Consider the following 21,442-nt stretch of genomic DNA (forward strand, 5'->3'; position numbering starts at 1 on the left):
TCACAAAGGTTAAAGGAGTATCACATGGCGTTGTGGGGTGGCCGGTTTGAATCCGGTGCAAGTAGTATGTTTAAGCAGGTTAACGACTCTTTACCGTTTGACCGTGTTATGGCGAGCCAAGATATACAAGGTTCAATAAGTTGGTCACGGGCGCTGCAAAAAGCGTGCGTGCTGACTAGTGACGAACAGCAGCAGCTAGAAGCAGCACTTAGCGAGCTTAAAGCGCAAGCTGATGCCGGCGAGTTAGATTTTGATGCCTCTAGCGAAGAAGATATTCACAGCTTTGTAGAAGCTGCGCTTATTGAAAAGCTGGGTGATATTGGCAGAAAGCTGCACACGGGTAGAAGCCGTAACGATCAAGTAGCAACCGATTTTAGGCTATGGGTTCGCGAACATATTGCTTCACTTCGCAGCGACGTTCTTGGCGTCATTAAATCGCTGCTAAACGCTGCAAGTCGCCACCAAGAAGCTATTATTCCTGGTTATACCCACTTACAGCGCGCTCAACCTATTCACTTTGCACATTGGTGCTTGGCATACGTTGAAATGCTAAAGCGCGATCTAAGTCGACTTGATGACCTAAAAGCAAGAATGAACCAGTGTCCGCTGGGCTCTGGTGCATTAGCTGGTACAACATTCCCTGTTGACCGCCATGCCATTGCCGATGAGTTAGGGTTTGATTCTCCTTGTCTGAACAGCCTAGATGCGGTTTCAGATCGCGACTTCGTGCTTGAGCTTTTGTTTACTGCAAGCACCAGCATGATGCACTTATCTCGCCTAGCTGAAGATATGATTTTTTACAACTCTGGCGAAGCTGGCTTTCTGCAGTTAGGTGATAGCGTGACATCGGGCTCTTCACTTATGCCTCAGAAGAAAAATCCGGATGCACTAGAGTTAATGCGCGGAAAATGCGGCCGAGTCTTCGGTTCACTACAAGCACTGTTAGTCACCATGAAAGGGCTGCCTCTTGCCTACAACAAAGATATGCAGGAAGACAAAGAAGGTGCTATTGACGCTGTCAATCAATGGCATATTTGTTTGTGCATCGCCAGTGAAGTACTCGACTCGTTGCAACTAAACGAAGAACGCTGCCGCGTTGCTGCAGCGCAAGGGTACTCCAATGCCACTGAACTTGCTGACTACTTGGTGGGCAAAGGCATTCCGTTTAGAACCGGTCATGATATTGCAGGTCGCGTGGTGCTGCAGGCTATTGAAAATGGCTGTGCCATTGAAGATTTGCCCCTTAGCCAGCTGCAGGCTATTTGCGACAAGATTGAAGACGATGTGTATCCGGTGCTGCAGCTTGAGTTTGGCGTTAATCAACGAAATATACTTGGCGGAACCAGTAAAGAAACAGTGACTAAAGCGCTGTATCAAGAGCTGGAAAACTTGGATAAACAAGGGTAGCGGTAGGGACATACTCGCATGGTATTAGCGCATCACGATGGCATTAAATTATTTCGCAGCTCGCTGCCTTATATTAATGCCCACCAGGGAAAGACCTTTGTACTGATGTTCGGTGGCGAAGCCATTGAACATCCCAATTTCCCTAATATTATTCACGACATCGCATTGCTGAATACACTTGGCGTGCGCGTAGTTATTGTGCACGGTGCGAGGCCGCAAATAGACTCAAGAGTGGCCCTTCGCAATATTGAAGGGCGCTTTGAAGACGGCGTAAGAATTACCGACAAGCAAACGCTTGAGTGCGTAAAAGACGCCGCTGGCTCGGTGCGCTCTCAAGTAGAAGCCTTGTTAACCATGGGCCTACCAAACTCTCCTATGCACGGCGCACAAATTCGCGTGTGTTCTGGAAATTTAGTGGTGGCAAAACCCATGGGAGTGCGCAACGGTATTGATTTTGAAAATACCGGTTTAGTGAGACGCATTGATATAACGGGCATTAACGATCATTTAAATGACGGTTCAATCGTTTTGCTTTCGCCCATGGGATATTCAGCAACAGGAGAGGTGTTCAACCTGTCTCATGAAGATGTGGCCACCCAAGCAGCTATTACACTTAAAGCCGATAAGCTCATTGTATTTTCAAATTACGATGGCGTGTATAACAGCGATGGTAAATTGCTTCGCACCATTGAGCGCCCTCAGTTAGAGAAAATGATAATGGGCGGCAGCATTACCACGGAACACACTGTACTGCGTGCTCTCACCACCAGCGTATCAGCTGGCGTGCCGCGAGCACACTGCATTAGTTATGAAAACGACGGTGCACTGCTTCAAGAGCTGTTCACTCGCGATGGCACAGGTTCGTTAGTGATGGAACATCATTACGAGCAGTTACGAGCTGCAACCATTGACGATGTAGGCGGCATACTGAATCTTATTAAGCCCTTAGAAGACAGTGGCGTATTGGTCAAACGCTCTCGCGAACGCCTTGAGAGTGAAATTAATCAATTTATTATTATTGTACGTGATGGAATGATCATCGCTTGCGCAGCACTTTATCTGTATCCCGAGGATGACTGCGGCGAGCTTGCATGTGTGGCAACACATCAAGATTACCGCGGCAAAAACCGCGGTGAACGTATACTAGAAGAAGTATGCAGACGTGCTAAAGAAGCGTGTATCAATCGTATATTTGTACTGACCACAGTGACAGCTCACTGGTTTTTGGAGCAGGGGTTTCAGCCTGCAGATATCAGTGCTTTGCCAGAAGTGAAAAAAGAGCTGTACAACTTCCAGCGTAATTCGAAGGTGTTTACACTAAACGTAGAGTAGCCTTTTCTCCTATGCCAAAAGGCTCTTAGGGCCGCTTTGGCATAGGCATTTATCATCAAAATAAATACCCTCTTTGTTGCAAATTAACGGCAAACTCGCTTTACTGGTTCGACCAGAAACTGCGAGCGGGCCTATTTGTGACAGACATAAAAACCGACGATATCTTTGTAACCTGCGAAGACAAAACCCAGCTAAAAGCCACTTTGTTTACACCTAGTACCCCAGCGAAAGCGGCTATCATGGTGGGCCCTGCTACGGGCATCAAACGTCAATTCTATCGCGCCTTCGCCACGTATTTGTGCGAACAGGGCTTCGGTGTTATCACATTCGATAATCGTGGTATTGGTGAATCGTGTAACGTTCCGTTAAAGCACAGCAATGCGTCGCTGGTAAGCTGGGGCGAGCAAGACATGCCTGCCATATTATCAACGCTCAAATCTCACTTTTCACACTGTCACTATTTTTTAGTGGGCCATAGCGCAGGTGGGCAATTGCTAGGTCTCATGCACAATGTTCACGACCTGAGTGCTTTTTGTAACTTTGGTAGCTCATCAGGTAGCTTACGAAATATGCGTAAGGGATATTTAATCAAAGCGCATTTTTTTATGAATGGCTTTATTCCCTTAAGTAACTTTTTGTTTGGCTGCACGAACTCACAATGGGTTGGTATGGGTGAGCCCTTGCCAAAAAAGGTTGCTCGCCAGTGGCAACAATGGTGTAACGGCAGTGGATACATAAAAACGGCTTTTGGGAAGGAAGTAAAAAACCATTACTTTGACGATATCCGTATTCCCTCAAAATGGTTACTTGCCACTGATGATGACATAGCTAACATAAAAAATGTGCATGACATGATAAGTGTATTCCCCAATATGAAGGCTGAAGTGGAGCAGCTCGACCCTGCCGAGCACAACGTGAAAGACATTGGTCACATGAAATTCTTCTCACGCAAGTGCCAACACCTTTGGCCTAAAGTAACTGAGTACTTTGATAGTGTTGCTTAGCGCAGAGTAAACACCCAATCCTGATACATTAAATTCCGGTTAATTGGATGCGATAAACAAACGTTTACCACTTTATCTACGTATATTTATGCAACTGTACTATTACTCAATTTTCTTTATCGTTATGGCGCTTTACACATCACGACTACTCACTGTTGCTATTGTCTTTGTGCTTCTCACCATAGGCGCGGGCGCCTTTTTTTCATATAAAAGTATGAGTAAACACGCCTTGAAACGAGAAGAACTTAATTTTATGGGCAGCAAAGGGTGGTCATGGTTTGACGAAAAGCGGCGTGTTCAAATAAAAAGAGTTGAAGGGGATTTACCTGCCTTGCGTAAGGTATACGTAGATGAAAATTATGCAGCCCTTTTAACCATTAGCGATAGTGGCCGTTATCGAGGTTTCGTATTCTTTGACGAGCCCTGCGAAGAAGGTTCTGCTATTACAGAAACTAAATACTATGGTGCCGACGGTGAACAAAATATTGATGTGCTGCACTGTATTCAAGGAAAATTAGTGTTTATGAAGTCGTGGGCGACACCTCCAGAAACACGGTGGGAAGGAAACGTTGGCGATTTTAGTTTTTCAGTATCACTTGAAGATTGGGATCTGAAACCGTTGCAAAAAGCCTACTATAAAAGCCGAGCCGTGCTTATTTAGCTGTGCTTGTCTAACTGCGCTTAATTAACTATGCCTATTTAAATGCATTGGTTGACTGCATTAGTTCTTGTCACTAGCATCACGCAAAACAGCTGTGTCGCCACCATCGACTACGTCAATGATGGCGCTTTACACAGTCGCTTTACTCTTATTTTAAACGTCTTTAGCCATTCGCTAGGGCATTATTGATATCAGCAGCGCTGTGTCGGTTCTCCAACTGCCCGTCTTCGCCCCACGTTTTATTAACGATACGGCCGCGCTGCACACCTTTGCGCTTTTCAACACGCTGGGCCCATTCAAGCAGATGGGTATAATCATCTACTTGTAAAAACGTAGCGGCGTCATATAAGTTACCAAGCACGAGGTTGCCATACCATGGCCATATTGCGATATCCGCTATGCTGTACTCGTCGCCCGCCATGAATGTATTCTTCGCCAAATGTTTATCTAAAACGTCTAATTGACGTTTCGTTTCCATAGTAAAGCGGTTAATGGGGTACTCCATTGGGTATGGCGCGTAGCTGTAAAAATGGCCAAAACCACCACCGAGATAAGGCGCGCTGCCCACCTGCCAGAACAACCAGTTCATGCATTCTGCTTTAGCATGAGCATCTTTGGGAATAAATTTATCGAACTTTTCAGCTAAGTACATCAGGATAGAGCCAGACTCAAACAGCTTCGTCTCCGGTGTGGTTGTGGTATCCACCATCGCGGGTATTTTACTATTTGGGTTCACATCCACAAAGCCTGAAGAAAATTGATCGCCCTCTCCAATATTCACCAACCAAGCGTCATACTCAGCCTCATCCACGCCTGCGGCCAACAACTCTTCCAGCATAATGGTTACTTTTTGCCCGTTTGGTGTGGCTAAAGAATGAAGCTGAAATCCATGCTCGCCTTGTTCACGGGCCTTTTCATGGGTCGCACCAGACACAGGGCGATTAATGCTAGCCCACTTATTGCCGTCGTCTTTGTCCTGCGTCCATATTTTAGGAGGGGTGTAGTTATCAGATGCTGACATTGCTTTTCCTTTTTGTCGCTGCTTGTAAATTATCTAGTAACTAATAACAACTTTTAAAGAGATAGAGCTCACCGGTGTCGACCAATAAACAAGGTTATAGGCTCACCAACATAAAAAAGCCGAGCGGTGAAATTCACCAGCTCGGCCTACAATAAAAGGCGCACACTCCATTGCACGCAAAGCGGTAGTGTACGGATAGCGTTAGCGAGTTGAGCTAGCAAATTATATGAGCGGATTACACTAGCGCTCATCTACCCGTACATATCAATTAACTGCATTAGCACCGCGCTTGTTCATCACACATGCTTGCACTTATGTGCATGTGAATATTTAGATATCAATAATTAAGCCAACTACAAAAAAACCAATATTTTCATAGCGTTGGAAATTTTAAAGCGAAAAAGTCAGGAAAAAATAGAGGAAAATGTTGCACATTGGCGACAATATCTTACCGAGGAAGATACAAAGGTGTTTGCTAGAATATGTTCCACCTTGAAGTACATACAAAAAAGCAGGCGTTGCGCCTGCTTTTGAATATTTAAATACTCACTCGTTTATAGGGTCGATATTCTGCTTTCCAGAAATTCCTTTCAATGCTTGCACGAAGTGCCTCCTCAGACATTTCTAAGGCCAAGCCTTGCTGCATTGCTACCTTGCCAACTTCAAAAGCAATATCTCGACTAAGCTCTGCAATTTGTACCAAGGATGGCAACAGAGAACCTTCACCAGTGTTGACTAATGGCGACGCTTTAGCGAGGGCGTTACTAGCAGCCATTAACATTTCATCGCTTATTAGTTTCGCTTTTGCAGCAACAACACCTAAACCGATACCAGGAAAGATATAAGAGTTGTTGCACTGGGCAATAGGGAACACCTTTCCATTGTACTCAACCGGCTTAAATGGGCTTCCGGTGGCAATGATCACCTCTCCATCTGTCCATTCAATAACCTGCTCTGGCCGCGCTTCCACTTGGCGTGAAGGATTACTCAGCGGAAAGATAATAGGCAATTCGCAGTTTTGCTTCATGGCGCGAATGACTTGTTCAGTGAATAGGCCTGGCTGGCCAGACACCCCAATCAGCACATCGGGCTGTGCACAATGCATAACATCAAGAAGCGACGCATAATCGCCACTGAAGGTCCAATCGGCAAGGTCTTCTTGTTTTTGCTGAAGCTTTTCTTGGAAGTCGCGGAGACCTTCCATGCCTTCTGTTAAGAGGCCAAAGCGATCAATCATGAATACTTGCTTTCGCGCTTCCTCGTCACTTAACCCTTCAAATACCATTTGCTGAATGAGCATTTCAGCAATACCGCAACCTGCCGAACCAGAGCCCACAAAAACAACCTTCATCTCACTGAGCTTTTGTTGCTTTGTTCTACAGGCGGCTAATATTGTGCCTAGAGTCACTGCCGCGGTGCCCTGAATATCATCATTGAAACAACAGATCTCATTGCGATAGCGATTAAGTAACGGCATGGCGTTTGGCTGAGCAAAGTCTTCAAATTGAATAAGTACGTCAGGCCAGCGTCGTTTAACTGCTTGTACAAACAAGTCGACAAATTCGTCATACTCTTTTTGCTCAATGCGAGGGTGTCGAGCGCCCATGTACATAGGATCGTTAAGCAGCTTTTCATTATTAGTGCCCACATCAAGCATCACCGGCAATGTATAGGCTGGGCTAATACCGCCACAGGCGGTATACAGCGACAGTTTCCCAATAGGAATACCCATGCCACCAATACCTTGGTCGCCTAACCCTAAAATGCGCTCGCCGTCTGTCACAACGATGACTTTCACTTTGCGTTTTGTGGCGTTGCGAACAATGTCATCTATCTGGTGACGCTCTTCATAAGACACAAATAAACCACGAGAGCTGCGGTAAATATCAGAAAACTGCTCACAGGCATCCCCAACAGTAGGGGTGTAGATGAGCGGCATCATTTCATCAATGTATTTCTGAATGAGGCGATAAAACAAAGTTTCGTTATTATCTTGAATTGCACGCAAGTAAATGTGCTTATTCAATGCTTCGTCAAAGCTGCTGTACTGCATGTAAGCGCGTTCAACCTGCTCTTCTATGCTTTCATACCGCGGCGGCACTAATCCCGTTAGATTGAATGCAGCTCTTTCTCGGGCAGTAAAGGCACTGCCCTTGTTAAGTAGCGGAGTTTCCAGCAATGAAGGGCCGGAATGTGGGATATAGAGATAGCGCTGTGAATCTTCTGACATGTTTTTTCCGGTTATGGGTTCAGGCAAATGGAGCGCCAAAGCCTGAAAGGACGTGGTTTTGCACGCCCTTCCCTTTTTTAAAATATTTCTTCTGACTCTGGCGTTGTTGTTTCATCCTGCTCGGCTGGGTCTACCACATCGTTGTCACGAACGTATACGGTAGGCTCTGTACCTTGAAGGAAGTATTCGAATAGTGTCGTATGGTCTGTGCGATTGGTCAACTTTCCACTGGTACGATCAATGCGCACGCGAACGATATCTTCAGGCACAGGTAACGGAGAATAAGGTTTGTCGGCCAGTGCATATTCCATGAAGCGGATCCAGGCAGGGCCTGCGGCTTTGGCACCATCTTCTGTTCCGATAAGCGCATTACCAATCCAATTAAACTTCTCAGGGTCCTTATTGATTAAGTTTTGATTGCGAGTAGCCCGACCAAGCTGGCGGCTCATATTGTCAAAACCTACCCAAGCAGTCGCCACGATATCTTTGTGGAACCCGCTGAACCACGTATCTCTTGAATCGTTAGTTGTACCGGTTTTACCAGCAATATCCGTACGCTGTAATATATTTCTAGCGCGCCAGCCGGTGCCAAGCCAGTAGGTTTTCTTATTCCAGTTACCGTTAGCTCTCACGCCCGTTCGCATCATCTCAGCGACGAGAAACGCGTTTTGTGCACTAATAACCTGAGGCGCTATGGTTTTTTCTTCAACGTCATTGGTCAAATCTACCGTACCAGCGTCTTCATTAAACTGAGCCGCAAGCAATGCTTCAATATCGTCTTCATCTAAGGGCTGGGACGTTGAGGTATCGTCTTCCTCTTCACAGCGGTGACATGCCCATACTGGGTTTGCCTGCCATAGCTGTTCACCATTCTCGTCGAGCACTTCACTGATAAAGTGAGGGTTTACTAGATAACCGCCGTTGGCAATGACCGACATGCCGCGCGCCACTTCAAGAGGAGTATGAGAGCTCGAACCTAATGATACGGTTTCATCGAGAGGAATATCCTCTTTGTTAAAACCAAAACGAGTAAGGTAATTCGCTGTTTCGCGTAAACCTACGCCGCGAAGTAGTCGAACCGACACCACGTTTTTCGATTTACCCAATGCTTTTCGCATGCGAATAGGACCATCGTATTCAGCAGGTGAATTTTGCGGCCGCCATGCCACGCCCGTTGCAGCGTTCCATTGGTTTATTGGCGCATCGTTGATAATAGACGCTAATGTGTAACCGCTATTGATTGCGGCTGAATAGACAAATGGTTTTATGTTCGAGCCAACTTGACGCTTAGCTTGCGTGGCGCGGTTAAACTGACTTTGGTAGAAGCTGTAGCCGCCCACGACCGCTTCCACGGCACCGTTTTTCGGGTTAAGCGCGATAAACGCACCGCTTACTTCGGGGATCTGCGCAATTCGCCACTCACCGTCTTGCTCACGAATATAAATTACCGCACCTTCGCGCGTCACATCGGCAGCTGTATCTGGGTCGTTTCCTTGCCTGAAGTCAGTAATGTATCGACGAGCCCAATCTAGGCCGTCCCACTCTATGGTGCGAGTTTCGCCATTGACAGTAAGTACCTCTATAGACTTTTCGTTTACCACTTTCACCACTGACGGCACTAGCGGTTTAATATAGGGAATTTCTTCTAATACGGATATTAACGACGTGTCATCCCACATCGCTCGCTCTGTGCGATTGCTCACGTCAAAACTCAATGACAGAATCGGGATTTTCTCGTCTTTTGACTCAGATTTAGGGATATTCCACAAATAGCCTAATGCGCCTTTATAGCCATGGCGCTCGTCATAATCATGTAGATTTCTTATCACCGCCCTTTGCGCAGCGAGCTGTAGCTCAGATGTTGCCGTTGCATACACTTGATACCCACCTGTTTCTGCTTCTTCTTTCCCGTAGGTTTCTACCATTTCGGAATAAATAACGTCCGCTAGGTATGGCGCATCAACTTCAATTTCAGCGCCGTGTTTACGTGCAGTAACAGGAGCGCTAGCGGCTTCATCAAACTGCGCTCTGGTAATGTAGTTCTCATCGAGCATTCTTAGAAGAACCACTCGTCGCCTTTCAACAGAGCGCTCTGGTCCGCTGATGGGGTTAAGCACTGAGGGCGCTTTGGGAAGACCCGCAATGGTAGCAATTTGTGCTAAAGACAGCTCGGTAAGTGGCTTTCCATAGTACACCTGTGAAGCGGCGCCAAAACCAAACGAACGGTGACCTAATTCGATTTTGTTTAAATATAGCTCCAAGATTTCTTGCTTCGAGAGCTCTTGCTCCATATGAAGAGCGATAAATATTTCCTTCACCTTACGTATGTACGTCTTCTCCCGAGACAGAAAGAAGCCTCTTGCCAACTGCATGGTAAGTGTACTGGCTCCCTGTCGCTTTTCACCCGTCAGTACTAAGCTTACTGCTGCTCGAACAATACCAATGGGATCAATACCGTGATGCTCGTAGAAGCGGCTATCCTCAGTGGCAATTATCGCATCGACTAATTGCTTAGGAACTTCCTCAAGTTTTACCGGTATCCGCCGTTTAACTCCATACTGGGAAATAAGTTTTCCATCTTTGGTATATATCTGCATTGGGGTTTGCAGGCGAACATCCTTAAGGACAGTGACACTAGGCAGGTCAGGTTTGATATAAAAGTAAATACCAACCAGCGCAGCAAAGCCAAGAAGACCGGATAAGAAACTGAAAAGGATTAGCGGTTTAATGTACTTCACTGTAACGGGTACCAAGGAAATTTATGATGAAATGACGTATATTCTATACGTATGTGTTATCAATAGAACCATACATATGAATTATTTAGCGTAATATTGTACTTTAGAGCAACTACCTTTGGAACTAGGCACGAATAAATGAAATCGCTACTGAAAAAAAAGCTGCCGCCCATTGTGGGCTTAGACATAGGTACGCGTCAAATAAAAGCGGTATGGATAGAGCAGACAAAAGATGGGTTTGTACTTCAAGGGTATGCCTGCGAACCCATCAATAAAATTGCTTTTTCAGAGCGCGACATAAAAGATTATGAATCGGTCAGTATTGCACTAAAAAAAATCAGAAAAGCACTTAAGACCAAAATTAAGTTAGCCAACGTGGCTGTTGCGGGCACGTCTGTTATCAGTAAAGTGGTTTATATGGATCCAGAGCAAAGCGATTTCGATTTAGAAAACCAAATTGAAATAGAAGCTGACAGTCTCATTCCTTACCCATTAGAAGAAGTCTATTTAGACTTTGAAGAAATCGGGCCAAGTACTACGCATACAGGCAAAGTAAATGTTCTGCTGACGGCTGCACATAAAGATTTGGTAGATAGCCGACTGCTGCTAGCAAGAGAAGCCAATTTTGAGCCTAAAATTGTCGATATGGAAAGCTACGCTATCGGCAATGCCATCGACTTTTTTCACGCCAATCCGGCAACCGACGAGTCCTTGTGTTGTGTGAATGTGGGAGCCTCACTGCTCCAGGTCTGTGTGGTAAAAAACGGCAACGTTATCTATACCAAAGAGCACGCCTTTGGACTGAATAACCTCATTAGCGATATTAGCGCCATTCATATGATTGAGCGAGAAACTGCAGAACGCCAGTTGCTAGACGGCACATTGGCAGGAAATTGGGTTGAAGACACCCTACCCATTTTTGCCGCTAACCTTCAACAAAGCATTAATCGCGCATTGCAGATGTACATGAGTACCACTCACGCCGAACGTCCTCAGAAAATTTTACTTACCGGAGGCGCAGCAACCATTGAGCCTTTGGTTGATATTTTAAACCAAGACTTAGGTCTTGATGTCGCTCGCTTTAACCCTTTTGCAGGCATGACAATCAATCCAAAATTGGATGCTGCAAAACTACAAAAATTAGCGCCTCAACTTGTCATAGCAGCAGGCCTAGCGAGTAGGAGCTTTACCCCGTGGCACATGTAAACCTACTCCCCTGGCGGGAAAAACAGCGCCAGCATCAAAAGCAACAGTATCTGGCAGCACTCGTGGCCGTAGCGGCGATTGTTGGGCTAATATTTTGGTTTGTTGGGCAAGCCATCGATCAGCAAATTAGCCATCAAAACTCGCGAAACCAATTTCTAGAACGTGAAATTGCCGCCCTAGACAATCAAATTGGCGATATAAAGAAAGTGAAGGAAAATAAAAGCGCCATTGAACAACGGATGACCCTGATTGAACAACTTCAGGCAAGTCGCAATATCTCGCCTATTGTGTTTGATGAGCTAGCCAAGCTTGTACCCTCAGGCGTAGCGTTTAATACTATGGCTCGCACTGGAAATAGCATAAAAATTGAGGGTACGAGTGATTCAAACAACAGGCTATCTGATTTCATGCGCGCATTAGACAGCTCTGACACCTTTGTGTCTGCTGAACTGTCTACCATCAAATCGGATAGCAGCGCCGCGCGTGCAGTGAGTGACTTTACCCTTACATTCTCTATCGCCCCCAATCTAGCGCCAGTGACAGATGCAGAAAGTGAGGTTCAGTAGATGAAATTTGATGTCTCAAAACTAAAAGAACTCAACGAACTCGATTTCGAACAAATTGCCATTTGGCCCAACGAAGTACGCATTGTTGTTGCTGCCTTTGTAGCTATTGCCATAGGCGCATTAAGTTACTACCTGCTGATAAGTCCAAAGCTTCCTATCTTAGATACAGCGAAATTAAAAGAAGACGAATTAAAGCTTCAGTTTGAAGCTAAATACCGAATTGCTGCAAACCTCGATGCTTATCAAGCCCAACTAGAGCAAATCAAAAAAGACTTCTCTTCTATGCTGAAAAGTCTACCTACCAGTAATGAGACACCGGGACTACTTGACGATATTACCTACGTGGGCACCTCGGCAGGATTAACCTTTAAACTGCTCAACTGGCAGCAAGAAGTGCCAAAAGAATTCTACACAGAACTGCCAATAGAGATGGAAGTAAGCGGCGGGTATCACAACTTTGGTGAATTCGTCTCTAATGTGGCAGATTTACCTCGTATTGTAACTTTGCACGACTTTGATATTGCCCGCGATGAAGGTAGCTTAACCCTTAGATTACAGGCAAGAACCTACCGTTCTGACAATCCCTCACTCTTAGAGGGAGAAGAAGACTAATGCGATATCTTTTATCTTTGTGTATTTTTGTTATGATTTCTGGATGCGCCCCTGAAATCAACGATTTACAGGCTTACACAGAAAGCGTAAAAAGCCGAGCTCAGCCGAGCGTAGAGCCATACACTAAATTTGAAACTCAACCGCCTTTTGCATACAGCGCAAGTTCGTTGCGAAGCCCTTTTCAGCAGCCAAGAGGGATACCTGCGGTAGTGAGCCAAACCCGGGTTGAAAATTGCTTACAACCCGATTTTCAACGTCCCAAACAGGCGTTAGAAAGCTATGGCTTAGACGCACTCGCACTCACTGGAAGTTTTACCGTTCAAGGCGAAAAATGGGCGCTCATAAAAAGTAACGACGGCGTGCTGCACAAAGCAAAAGCCAAAAGCAGAATTGGGCTATTTTACGGCAGCATTACGCAAATTGGCACAGAATCAATTATGATAGAACAGTTATTACCAGATGGTGCTGGCTGCTGGCAAAGGAAAACAACAACAATGACAACAGCATCACAGGCGGGAGAGTAAACATGGCCGAGCGATACATATTTAATAAGTCTCTAAATCGTAGCGGGCCTAGATGGTATTGGTTAGCAGGTACTATTGCCGCGCTCCTCTCTTTTACTGTGTTTGTTGCTCCCTCTAAAGCCCAAGAGCCAGTTTTAGTCGACCCGCAGTCTATGAGCGATGCTCAGCGTGTGACCACCACCATCACTGATGTCGACTTTACGCAAAACGCCAACAACACCGCGATTACTATGGTGACGTTTGAAGGCCAAGTACCTAAGACCCAGCTTATTGAATCTCAGGGCAAAGTATCAGTTACTTTAATGGCCACTAAACTGGGTGAAAATCAGTTTGTAGAGCTTGATGTGGCTGATTTCGGCACCGTGGTTTCTACTATCGAAACTTTTGAAGACGACAAATCTGCGCGTGTTGAAGTCAATTATGAAGGCGCTGTTACCGTTAGAAACACGGTAAAAGGGAAGCAGCTTCACATTGAAATAGTGCCTATGGGTAAAGAACAGCAAGAAGCCCTTAGCAGCGAGAAAAAGTATACTGGCGAACCCATATCTCTCGACTTCCAGGACGTTCCGGTACGTCAGGTTCTGCAGATTATTGCTCAAGTTAATGGCTTTAATCTCGTTACGACCGATTCGGTGACAGGCAATGTCACCATTAGCCTTTCTGGGGTTCCGTGGGATCAAGCCCTCGATATGATCATGCGAGTAAAAGGCTTAGACAAGCGTTTAGAAGGTAATATTTTACTTATTGCACCGGCAGAAGAATTATCCGCAAGAGAAACCCAAGCGCTGCAGTCTCGTCAGCAAGTGGCCGATTTAGCCCCCTTGCAAACAGTGGATATTGCGATTAACTACGCAAAAGCAGCAGAACTGGCTGCAATTTTAAAGTCATCGGAAGGCGGTATTCTTTCAGATAGAGGCGGAGTGACCGTTGATGAGCGCACCAATACACTGCTGATAAGAGACACGTTGGAGTCTATCGATGAAGCCAGAAAGACCATTGAAGTACTCGATATTCCTGTTAAGCAGGTGCTTATTGAAAGCCGTATGGTAACTGTACTGGATAACGTAGATGAACAACTTGGCGTTCGTTGGGGCTTCAGTGACAGACAAGACGACAACGGTGTATCGGGCTCTCTTGAAGGTGCTGATACCATTGCAGGTGGCATTGTTCCTTCAATCAACAACCGATTAAACGTTAACTTACCGGTAAGCAGCGCTGCGGGCACCATAGGCTTTCAAGTGGCAAGTTTAATTGATGGCACCATATTAGATTTAGAGCTGTCGGCATTAGAATCTGAAAGCAAGGGTGAAATCATTGCCAGCCCGCGCATTACAGTTGCCAATCAACACGAAGCGTATATAGAACAAGGTACTGAGATTCCGTTTGTACAGGCAACCTCAAGCGGCGCCACAGCAGTTGAATTTAAAAAGGCGGTATTATCACTTAAAGTCACGCCGCATATCACACCGGACAACCGAATTATTTTAGATTTGGTAGTAACACAAGATACCCGAGGTGAAACAGTATCCACATCAACTGGGGATGCAGTAGCAATTGATACACAAGAAATACAGACGCAGGTGCTGGTTGAGAATGGAGAAACAATTGTTCTAGGCGGCATCTTCCAGCAAACAAGTAGTGACGGTGTAAATAAAGTACCACTTTTTGGCGACCTTCCCGTGCTTGGTGCATTGTTCAGAAATACCACTGAGCTACAGCAAAAGCGCGAGTTATTAATTTTTGTAACGCCGAAAATAATTACTGAAAAACCGTAACCCCTCCCTGAGTTACCAAGAAAACGTGCATAGCCTTGCACGTTTTTTGTTTTAACCCTGTTTTTTTAAGTGAAATTACAGGTATATGCATATTGTTGGTAACAAAACTTGCAACGCCTTGTAGGAAACTGAGATAATCGCCGCCTCGAAATATTAACGAGGTTTAAGGAGTGGTGCTTATTGGACATTAAATAGGCACGAGTCAATGGGTAGGCTGGTAAGGCAACAGTGCACTGCCCCTAACATGATTAAGTTGTGATATAAGCAAATATGGCTGAAAAACGTAATATCTTTTTAGTTGGCCCGATGGGTGCTGGCAAGAGCACAATCGGTAGACATCTAGCAGACGAACTTCACTTGGATTTTTTTGATTCGGATCAGGAAATTGAGCGCCGCACTGGGGCTGATATCGCCTGGATCTTTGACTTAGAAGGTGAAGATGGTTTTAGAGCACGCGAAGAAAACGTCATCAACGATTTAACCGACAAGCAAGGCATTGTGCTTGCTACTGGCGGTGGCTCTATCGTGACTAAAGCAGTACGTAACCGTTTATCTGCCCGCGGTATCGTTGTTTACTTGCAAACCACTATCGATAAGCAAGTAGCTCGTACACAACGTGACAAGCGTCGTCCTCTTCTTCAAAACGAAGATCCTGAGAAGGTACTTCGCGACCTAGCTGACTCACGCAACCCTTTGTACGAAGAGGTAGCCGACTACGTAGTTGATACCGACGACCAGTCTGCACGTGCGGTAGCAAACCAAATCATCAGTAAAATCGGTCTTTAAATAGCATAATGTATTAGGAGGTGCTGCGCCCATGTCAACCTTAACTGTGGAACTTGGAGACCGTAGCTATCCAATACAGATAGAAGCAGGTTTGCTCTCGCAGCCTGCTCTATTTAGCCCTTACATAAAAGGGCCTCTCGCTGTTATCGTTACCAATGAAACCGTTGCGCCATTGTACCTAGAGACAGCAAAAGCTGCCTGTGGCGACGTTAACGTAGAAACCATTATCCTGCCCGACGGCGAACAGTATAAAAACCTCGAACAATTCGAAGTCGTTATGACCCGTTTGTTAGAGCTAAATGCCGCTCGCGATACCACGTTAATCGCATTAGGCGGCGGGGTAATTGGCGATCTTACTGGCTTTGTAGCAGCAACCTATCAGCGCGGCATCCCTTTTATTCAGGTTCCTACTACATTACTTTCCCAAGTTGATTCATCAGTGGGTGGAAAGACTGCAGTCAATCATCCTCTTGGGAAAAACATGATTGGTGCATTTTACCAGCCTGTTTTTGTAGCAATAGACACACTCTCATTGTCCACCCTTCCAAAGCGAGAATTCGCGGCTGGGATGGCTGAAGTCGTGAAGTATGGCATTATTTACGACGCACCTTTCTTTACTTGGCTTGAGTCTCAAGTAGAATCGCTGAAAGCGCTCGACAACGACGTGTTAAGCCAAACTATTCACCGCTGCTGTGAAATAAAAGCCGATGTGGTAGAAAAAGACGAACGAGAAGGCGGGCTACGCGCCATTCTAAATTTGGGCCATACGTTTGGTCACGCTATAGAAGCAGAGCAAGGCTATGGCAACTGGCTGCATGGTGAAGCCGTGGCAGCTGGTACTATAATTGCTTGTTTAGCTGCACAAGAGCTAGATTGGTTCGAAACGTCAGAAACTCGTCGTGTTGCCGCGCTGTTTAAAGCCTTCGACCTTCCCGTTGAAGGTCCTAAGAGTATGAACAAAGCTGACTACGTCAAGCATATGAAGCGAGACAAGAAAGTAGAAGCCGGTAGCATACGATTTGTGCTTCCTAAAGGCATTGGCAACGCGGTGGTTACAAAAGCAGTGACCGACGACATACTTTCTAACGTACTTTCCTAGCCTTAAAGATTCGACACCGCAAATAAACACGTTCGTTTGCGGTGTTACTGTTTTCTACTCACAGCAAGGTTTTTATAGGGGCAAACACATGCAAAATGAACTGCATGAACGTTTGGAGTATTTAGTTAACTACTCGTCGCAACTGATTTTTGTCAGTGGAGACTCTATTGCTCAGCAGCAAAAAACCCTAGAAGCCTTTGTCTTTCAGCAGCATGATGATACTGAAATAGCCTATTTGACAGCACAAGAGACGATGGATGTGTCTGACTACCGTCGCCAACTCTGTCGCCAGCTGTTAGGGCAAGTAGTAGGCAGTTTTGTCAGACCGCTAAACGAGCTACTTGTTGATTTAAATAATCACGAAGGGCCTATACTGGTTGCCATTACTCAATCTCATCACCTACCGGATAGCTTTTTACAAGAGTTGTGGGACCTTGTTCTTCAAAGTCGATTTGCCGGCAATAAGCAGCATTTAAACGTATTATTGTTTGCCGATAGCCAGTGGGCAGAACGAGCAAAGCAGTGGCTACCCGCCAAAAACACGGAAACACCCTTAATTATTAGCAGTCAGTCTGTCATCGATGAGCAACCTAACTTTGCATCTGATTTAGATAAAATGATTGCAACGCGTCGAGAAGCCTTTCAAGCGCATCTTGAAAACCGACAGCAGCAAAGCGCACTGACCTTTTCCAACCCGCTAAAGTCGAGATGGCTCTATGTATTGTTGCTTTGCGTTTTTGTTAGCACATTTTCAGGTTTAGTTTATTGGCAATACGGCGACGACATCGCTTCTTTGTTCGCGCCAATAGACAACGCAGATGGTGCTAACGCTAACCTTGTTGCGCCTGGTTCTGCTTACGATCAGATAGCAGCAGAAACTATGGGTAATGAAGCGGGAGTGAACGCTGAAGGCTCATATTCTGCCGCTGAGGGCTCTCTACGATACGCTGAGGGCTCCTTACCTACCGCTGAGGGCTCTTTTCCATACGCTGAGGGCTCTCTAATCGGTGGGGCTGCCACAATAAAGGGCGCTGATGATATCAATAATAATTTCGCATCCTCTGATGACACAGTAAACGCGAGCGTGAACACGCAAAGCAATGAAGCCGCACAAAACCAACCGGAGGCGTTAATTACCAGTTGGCAAAATGCCATATCAAAAGATACTGGTGACTTATCGAAGAAAGGCAGTGCCTTACCTCAGGATAAAAGGGCTGCCAGCGGCACAAGCGAAAACGCCAATGGGGCTAACACAGCAAATTTAGCTGAACCTAAACCTAGTCTAAACACTGACGCATCTGCGTCCGGGGCTGAGTTAGGTGTCACTAGCAGTACAGAAGCTCCGTTCATTGCTCCTAATGAGTACGCGCTACAAATGCTAGCAATGAAAAACGAACAAGTGCTCAACGACTTTATTGAAGAAAATAACTTGGCACAGCAAACCCGAGTTTATAAAACACGTCGCTATGGCGGCGATTGGTATGTAGTGATATACGCCCAAACGTTTTCATCTGCTACACAGGCTCAGCAAGCCAAACAAGCGCTGCCTGATTACCCCGGCAATGGGTCAGCGTTTGTAAAAAATGGACAACAAATATTGCAGGAAATAGCCCTATCTGAAAGTCGGTAAATGGGCGTTAGCTGCAGGCTTTTTAGTCGATTTGAAAAAGATATCAAATGGCCGGCACTTGCCGGTTGTCCGTTTAAACGATGAAAGATACAATTACCGATTAGTGTGGTGACGCCGAGAGGCTCCCTTCCCCAGCAATACGCCTAGAACGGCGACGTTAGGAACAACCACCGTCTTCATTCCGTGTAGGTAGTAACGTTTTCGCATGATGCAAAAAAAGAACCGTGCTTTTTTGAAGTGGGCCGGTGGCAAATACAGCTTGGTTGAGCATATTCAAGCCAGATTACCGCAAGCAAATAAGCTTATTGAGCCTTTTGTCGGCGCCGGATCTGTGTTTTTGAATACGCAATACAAACGTTACCTCTTAAACGACATCAATCCAGATTTAATTAATCTTTATAACTTTCTCAAAGCGCAGCCTGACGCACTTATCAATGATGCCCGTGACTTTTTTAGTACTGCTCGTAACAATGAGCCCATGTACTACGCGTTACGAGAAGAGTTTAATAAAACCGAAGATGAGTACTACCGCGCCATTTTATTTCTTTACTTAAACAGACATGGCTACAATGGATTGTGTCGTTACAGCCTTCAAGGCCGGTTTAATGTGCCATTCGGGCGCTATAAAAAACCCTATTTTCCAGAACATGAAATGTTTGTGTTTTCGGAAAAATCGCAAAAAGCGACCTTTACCTGCTTACCCTTTGAAAAGGTGTTTACTAGGGCGAGACAAGGTAATGTCATTTACTGCGACCCGCCCTACGCACCAATAAGTAAAACTGCCGCGTTTACCAGTTACGCCAGTCATAGTTTTGGGCAAGAAGCGCAGGAAAAATTGGCGAAGCTTGCAGCTAAAACCTCGCAAAAAAGAGGGATCCCAGTGCTAGTCTCAAATCACGACTTGCCATTAACCAGAGACTTGTATCAAGGGGCAGATTTCAGCATGTTGTCTGTAAAACGCTCCATCAGTCAAAATGGCGCGAAGCGCAATCCTGTCGATGAAATACTCGCGTTTTTCCCCCCGGTGATGCCGTCAGCGAAAAAAGCGAAGGGAGCGAAGGGAGCGAGAAAAGCAAAAAAGCCTGCGTTAAATTTATCAGCAGTGCAGACAAGTAAAAGCAACACATCGTAGACACGACGCTATGAAAAGATTAGGCAGGAGAGTTCGACGTTATGAAGAGATTAGACAGGCGTTAGTTAGGGTAATTATCTATGCGGACTGGTATTAGCTAGCCTACGTACCACTTCACAAAAGTAAACAAGCTCACCACAAACAATACCACCATGACCACGCCAATTACCGCATAGGTAATAAAGGTACCCTGCGTAAAATCCCGTTCGTAATTTTTGTGGCTTTGCACGCCAAACAAGCTAGCTAGAACGCTGCCAACTATCGCCCATAAGCCAGAGTCGGACTTGTGACTCATTACTGAGCGTCTTTAGGAGACGAAGAAAAGTCTTGGTGAGAATTGTCGCTGTGTAACAGCTCTAATAAATCGAGGAAGTGAAACTGGAATGACGATGACTTACCTGCAACCCACGAGAGCCAGCTGACTTCCTCAACGCCTTCTTGATAACGAGCACATTGATTCATGACATGACTAGCGGGTAGCTTGGGGTTGAACTCTGTCACAGGCTGAAAGTCACAGACAGACGAGCGAGCGTTGGGTGCTGAAACCATTGTCGCACTAGCAAGCGCAACGACACCACACAAGGCAAAAAATGGGAGAACTTTCATCATGAACACTCCTATCACTCGGTTAAAATTCCATCTTAGTATAATCTAAATAGGTTAATGAACAAGCTAATTATTTTAACCTGCTGTTAGCCCACGTATTCATTGAGAAAGCCCAGCATTATGAGCTGGGCTTTTTTTTCAATTAACAGAAAAGTCTTTACTAAACAGACTTTTCAATACACTTATAGCTCGAAGTCCATACCGTAGCTAACAGTGAATTTTACTGCATCGTTGTCGTATGCATCTGCGCCAGTATCGTCTAAATCGGTGCCCGTAACCGCAAAGCTAAAACCGTCTTTAGATAATGAAATACCGTAATCTGCGTAACCATCTGGTACACCGTTAAACGCTTCTGCGAAATCGCCTTGGTGGTAACCAACGTGGAAACCAAGTTCAGCACCGTCTAGTACTGGCATGCCGTAGTCTAATGAAACATAGGTTGCTTTACCAAAACCAAAATCTTGCCCTTCGCCTTCATCTGCTTCTGTGTGCGCTAGTAATGAAACCGTAAGGCTAACACCACCCATACCTACTGAGCCGTAAACCTCTGCGAAATCAAATTCAGCTTCTGAATCATAGTTGTAGTACAAGTAACCCACATCATAAGCGATGCCTTGGTCAGACTCACCAGAGAAACCGAAATACAGGTCGTGCTCATACGAATAAATATCGTCAGCACCGTAGTTTACATTTGATGCCCATGTACCTGCGTAAAAACCGCTTTCGTGTGCATAGTCAATACCGCCTTGAACAGCTGCATCATTCGTTGTTTGAGTAAGACCACGCCAGATGTAGTTGCTTGTGAAGCTTGCGTTTGCAGTAACTTCTGCATAAGTAGGCATTGCAGTAAAAAGGCACGCTGTTGATATAGCAGCGGCAAGTAGAGTTCTTTTTGTAGACGTTTTCATGTGTGTTCTCCAGTCAAATTCTAATTTGTTTTTCTGTCTGTATTTTTATATTTGCACTAGCTAACGCAAAACTGATGCCCGTTTATGGCACAAGTAAAAAAGAGTTAAAATTAATTTTAAATAATTGATTTTAATGATTTTATTTAAAAACCCAAAGAACCCAATGAAAATATCCATGCAGCTCAAATGAATAAAAATGCACCAG

The 21,442-nt window shown here is 45.3% G+C and carries 19 protein-coding genes; 13 read left to right on the plus strand and 6 right to left on the minus strand.

Annotated elements, in window-relative coordinates; genetic code table 11:
- Nucleotides 1-24 precede the first annotated feature (24 nt).
- The 4 genes from argH to GTQ48_RS12565 all read left to right on the plus strand — a co-directional run bounded on the left by argH (nt 25) and on the right by GTQ48_RS12565 (nt 4,404).
- Entirely contained in the window at nt 25-1,407 is a 1,383-nt protein-coding gene (argH, locus tag GTQ48_RS12550) for an argininosuccinate lyase (RefSeq protein WP_163106995.1), read from the plus strand.
- An 18-nt stretch (nt 1,408-1,425) separates the two neighbouring features.
- Nucleotides 1,426-2,739: an amino-acid N-acetyltransferase gene (gene argA, locus GTQ48_RS12555; protein ID WP_163106996.1), complete on the plus strand. Its 1,314-nt coding sequence runs from the start codon at nt 1,426-1,428 to the stop codon at nt 2,737-2,739.
- 137 nt (nt 2,740-2,876) lie between these two features.
- Entirely contained in the window at nt 2,877-3,743 is an 867-nt protein-coding gene (locus tag GTQ48_RS12560) for an alpha/beta hydrolase family protein (protein WP_338023322.1), read from the plus strand.
- 88 nt (nt 3,744-3,831) lie between these two features.
- Nucleotides 3,832-4,404, plus strand: a complete 573-nt coding sequence (locus GTQ48_RS12565) for a hypothetical protein (RefSeq protein ID WP_203565215.1) — start codon at nt 3,832-3,834, stop codon at nt 4,402-4,404.
- Between the two features lie 163 nt (nt 4,405-4,567).
- On the opposite strand, the gene yghU is transcribed toward GTQ48_RS12565, so the two are convergent.
- From yghU to GTQ48_RS12580, 3 genes are all read right to left on the minus strand, one after another.
- Nucleotides 4,568-5,425 carry a glutathione-dependent disulfide-bond oxidoreductase gene (gene yghU / locus GTQ48_RS12570; RefSeq protein WP_163106997.1) on the minus strand — a complete coding sequence of 286 codons (858 nt, stop codon included), beginning with the start codon at nt 5,423-5,425 and terminating at the stop codon, nt 4,568-4,570.
- Between the two features lie 538 nt (nt 5,426-5,963).
- On the minus strand, nt 5,964-7,655 hold the full coding sequence (locus GTQ48_RS12575; protein WP_032095195.1) for an NAD-dependent malic enzyme: 1,692 nt from the start codon (nt 7,653-7,655) through the stop codon (nt 5,964-5,966).
- Between the two features lie 77 nt (nt 7,656-7,732).
- Nucleotides 7,733-10,393 (minus strand): PBP1A family penicillin-binding protein, encoded by a 2,661-nt coding sequence (locus GTQ48_RS12580; protein ID WP_163106998.1) that lies wholly within the window; start codon nt 10,391-10,393, stop codon nt 7,733-7,735.
- 138 nt (nt 10,394-10,531) lie between these two features.
- Between GTQ48_RS12580 and pilM the strand changes: the two genes are divergently transcribed.
- The 9 genes from pilM to GTQ48_RS12625 all read left to right on the plus strand — a co-directional run bounded on the left by pilM (nt 10,532) and on the right by GTQ48_RS12625 (nt 19,723).
- Nucleotides 10,532-11,599 (plus strand): type IV pilus assembly protein PilM, encoded by a 1,068-nt coding sequence (gene pilM, locus GTQ48_RS12585; RefSeq protein ID WP_163106999.1) that lies wholly within the window; start codon nt 10,532-10,534, stop codon nt 11,597-11,599.
- On the plus strand, nt 11,587-12,165 hold the full coding sequence (locus GTQ48_RS12590) for a PilN domain-containing protein (protein WP_032095192.1): 579 nt from the start codon (nt 11,587-11,589) through the stop codon (nt 12,163-12,165). The genes pilM and GTQ48_RS12590 overlap by 13 nt, the downstream gene beginning before the upstream one ends.
- Complete coding sequence (locus GTQ48_RS12595) at nt 12,166-12,777, plus strand: type IV pilus inner membrane component PilO (protein ID WP_163107000.1); 612 nt, start codon at nt 12,166-12,168, stop codon at nt 12,775-12,777. It abuts the gene before it with no gap.
- Nucleotides 12,777-13,301 (plus strand): pilus assembly protein PilP, encoded by a 525-nt coding sequence (locus GTQ48_RS12600; RefSeq protein ID WP_163107001.1) that lies wholly within the window; start codon nt 12,777-12,779, stop codon nt 13,299-13,301. Before GTQ48_RS12595 ends, GTQ48_RS12600 begins: the two co-directional genes overlap by 1 nt.
- 2 nt (nt 13,302-13,303) lie before the next feature.
- On the plus strand, nt 13,304-15,076 hold the full coding sequence (locus GTQ48_RS12605) for a type IV pilus secretin PilQ (protein ID WP_163107002.1): 1,773 nt from the start codon (nt 13,304-13,306) through the stop codon (nt 15,074-15,076).
- A 270-nt stretch (nt 15,077-15,346) separates the two neighbouring features.
- Nucleotides 15,347-15,862 (plus strand): shikimate kinase AroK, encoded by a 516-nt coding sequence (gene aroK, locus GTQ48_RS12610; RefSeq protein WP_032095188.1) that lies wholly within the window; start codon nt 15,347-15,349, stop codon nt 15,860-15,862.
- 31 nt (nt 15,863-15,893) lie between these two features.
- Nucleotides 15,894-16,961, plus strand: coding sequence for a 3-dehydroquinate synthase (aroB, locus tag GTQ48_RS12615; protein WP_163107003.1), 1,068 nt, complete (start codon nt 15,894-15,896; stop codon nt 16,959-16,961).
- An 88-nt stretch (nt 16,962-17,049) separates the two neighbouring features.
- Entirely contained in the window at nt 17,050-18,591 is a 1,542-nt protein-coding gene (locus tag GTQ48_RS12620; protein WP_163107004.1) for an SPOR domain-containing protein, read from the plus strand.
- A 205-nt stretch (nt 18,592-18,796) separates the two neighbouring features.
- Complete coding sequence (locus tag GTQ48_RS12625) at nt 18,797-19,723, plus strand: Dam family site-specific DNA-(adenine-N6)-methyltransferase (protein ID WP_163107005.1); 927 nt, start codon at nt 18,797-18,799, stop codon at nt 19,721-19,723.
- A 97-nt stretch (nt 19,724-19,820) separates the two neighbouring features.
- Here GTQ48_RS12625 and GTQ48_RS12630 read toward each other — a convergent pair whose 3' ends face one another.
- The 3 genes from GTQ48_RS12630 to GTQ48_RS12640 all read right to left on the minus strand — a co-directional run bounded on the left by GTQ48_RS12630 (nt 19,821) and on the right by GTQ48_RS12640 (nt 21,237).
- Nucleotides 19,821-20,018 (minus strand): DUF2970 domain-containing protein, encoded by a 198-nt coding sequence (locus GTQ48_RS12630; RefSeq protein ID WP_032095185.1) that lies wholly within the window; start codon nt 20,016-20,018, stop codon nt 19,821-19,823.
- The gene (locus tag GTQ48_RS12635) at nt 20,018-20,332 is read right to left on the minus strand and encodes a hypothetical protein (RefSeq protein ID WP_239060110.1); all 315 of its coding nucleotides are present in this window, start codon (nt 20,330-20,332) and stop codon (nt 20,018-20,020) included. Before GTQ48_RS12635 ends, GTQ48_RS12630 begins: the two co-directional genes overlap by 1 nt.
- 179 nt (nt 20,333-20,511) lie before the next feature.
- Nucleotides 20,512-21,237: a TorF family putative porin gene (locus tag GTQ48_RS12640; protein ID WP_032095183.1), complete on the minus strand. Its 726-nt coding sequence runs from the start codon at nt 21,235-21,237 to the stop codon at nt 20,512-20,514.
- Between the last annotated feature and the right edge of the window lie 205 nt (nt 21,238-21,442).

This window comes from Alteromonas genovensis, assembly GCF_010500895.1.
GTDB classification, from domain to species: domain Bacteria; phylum Pseudomonadota; class Gammaproteobacteria; order Enterobacterales; family Alteromonadaceae; genus Alteromonas; species Alteromonas genovensis.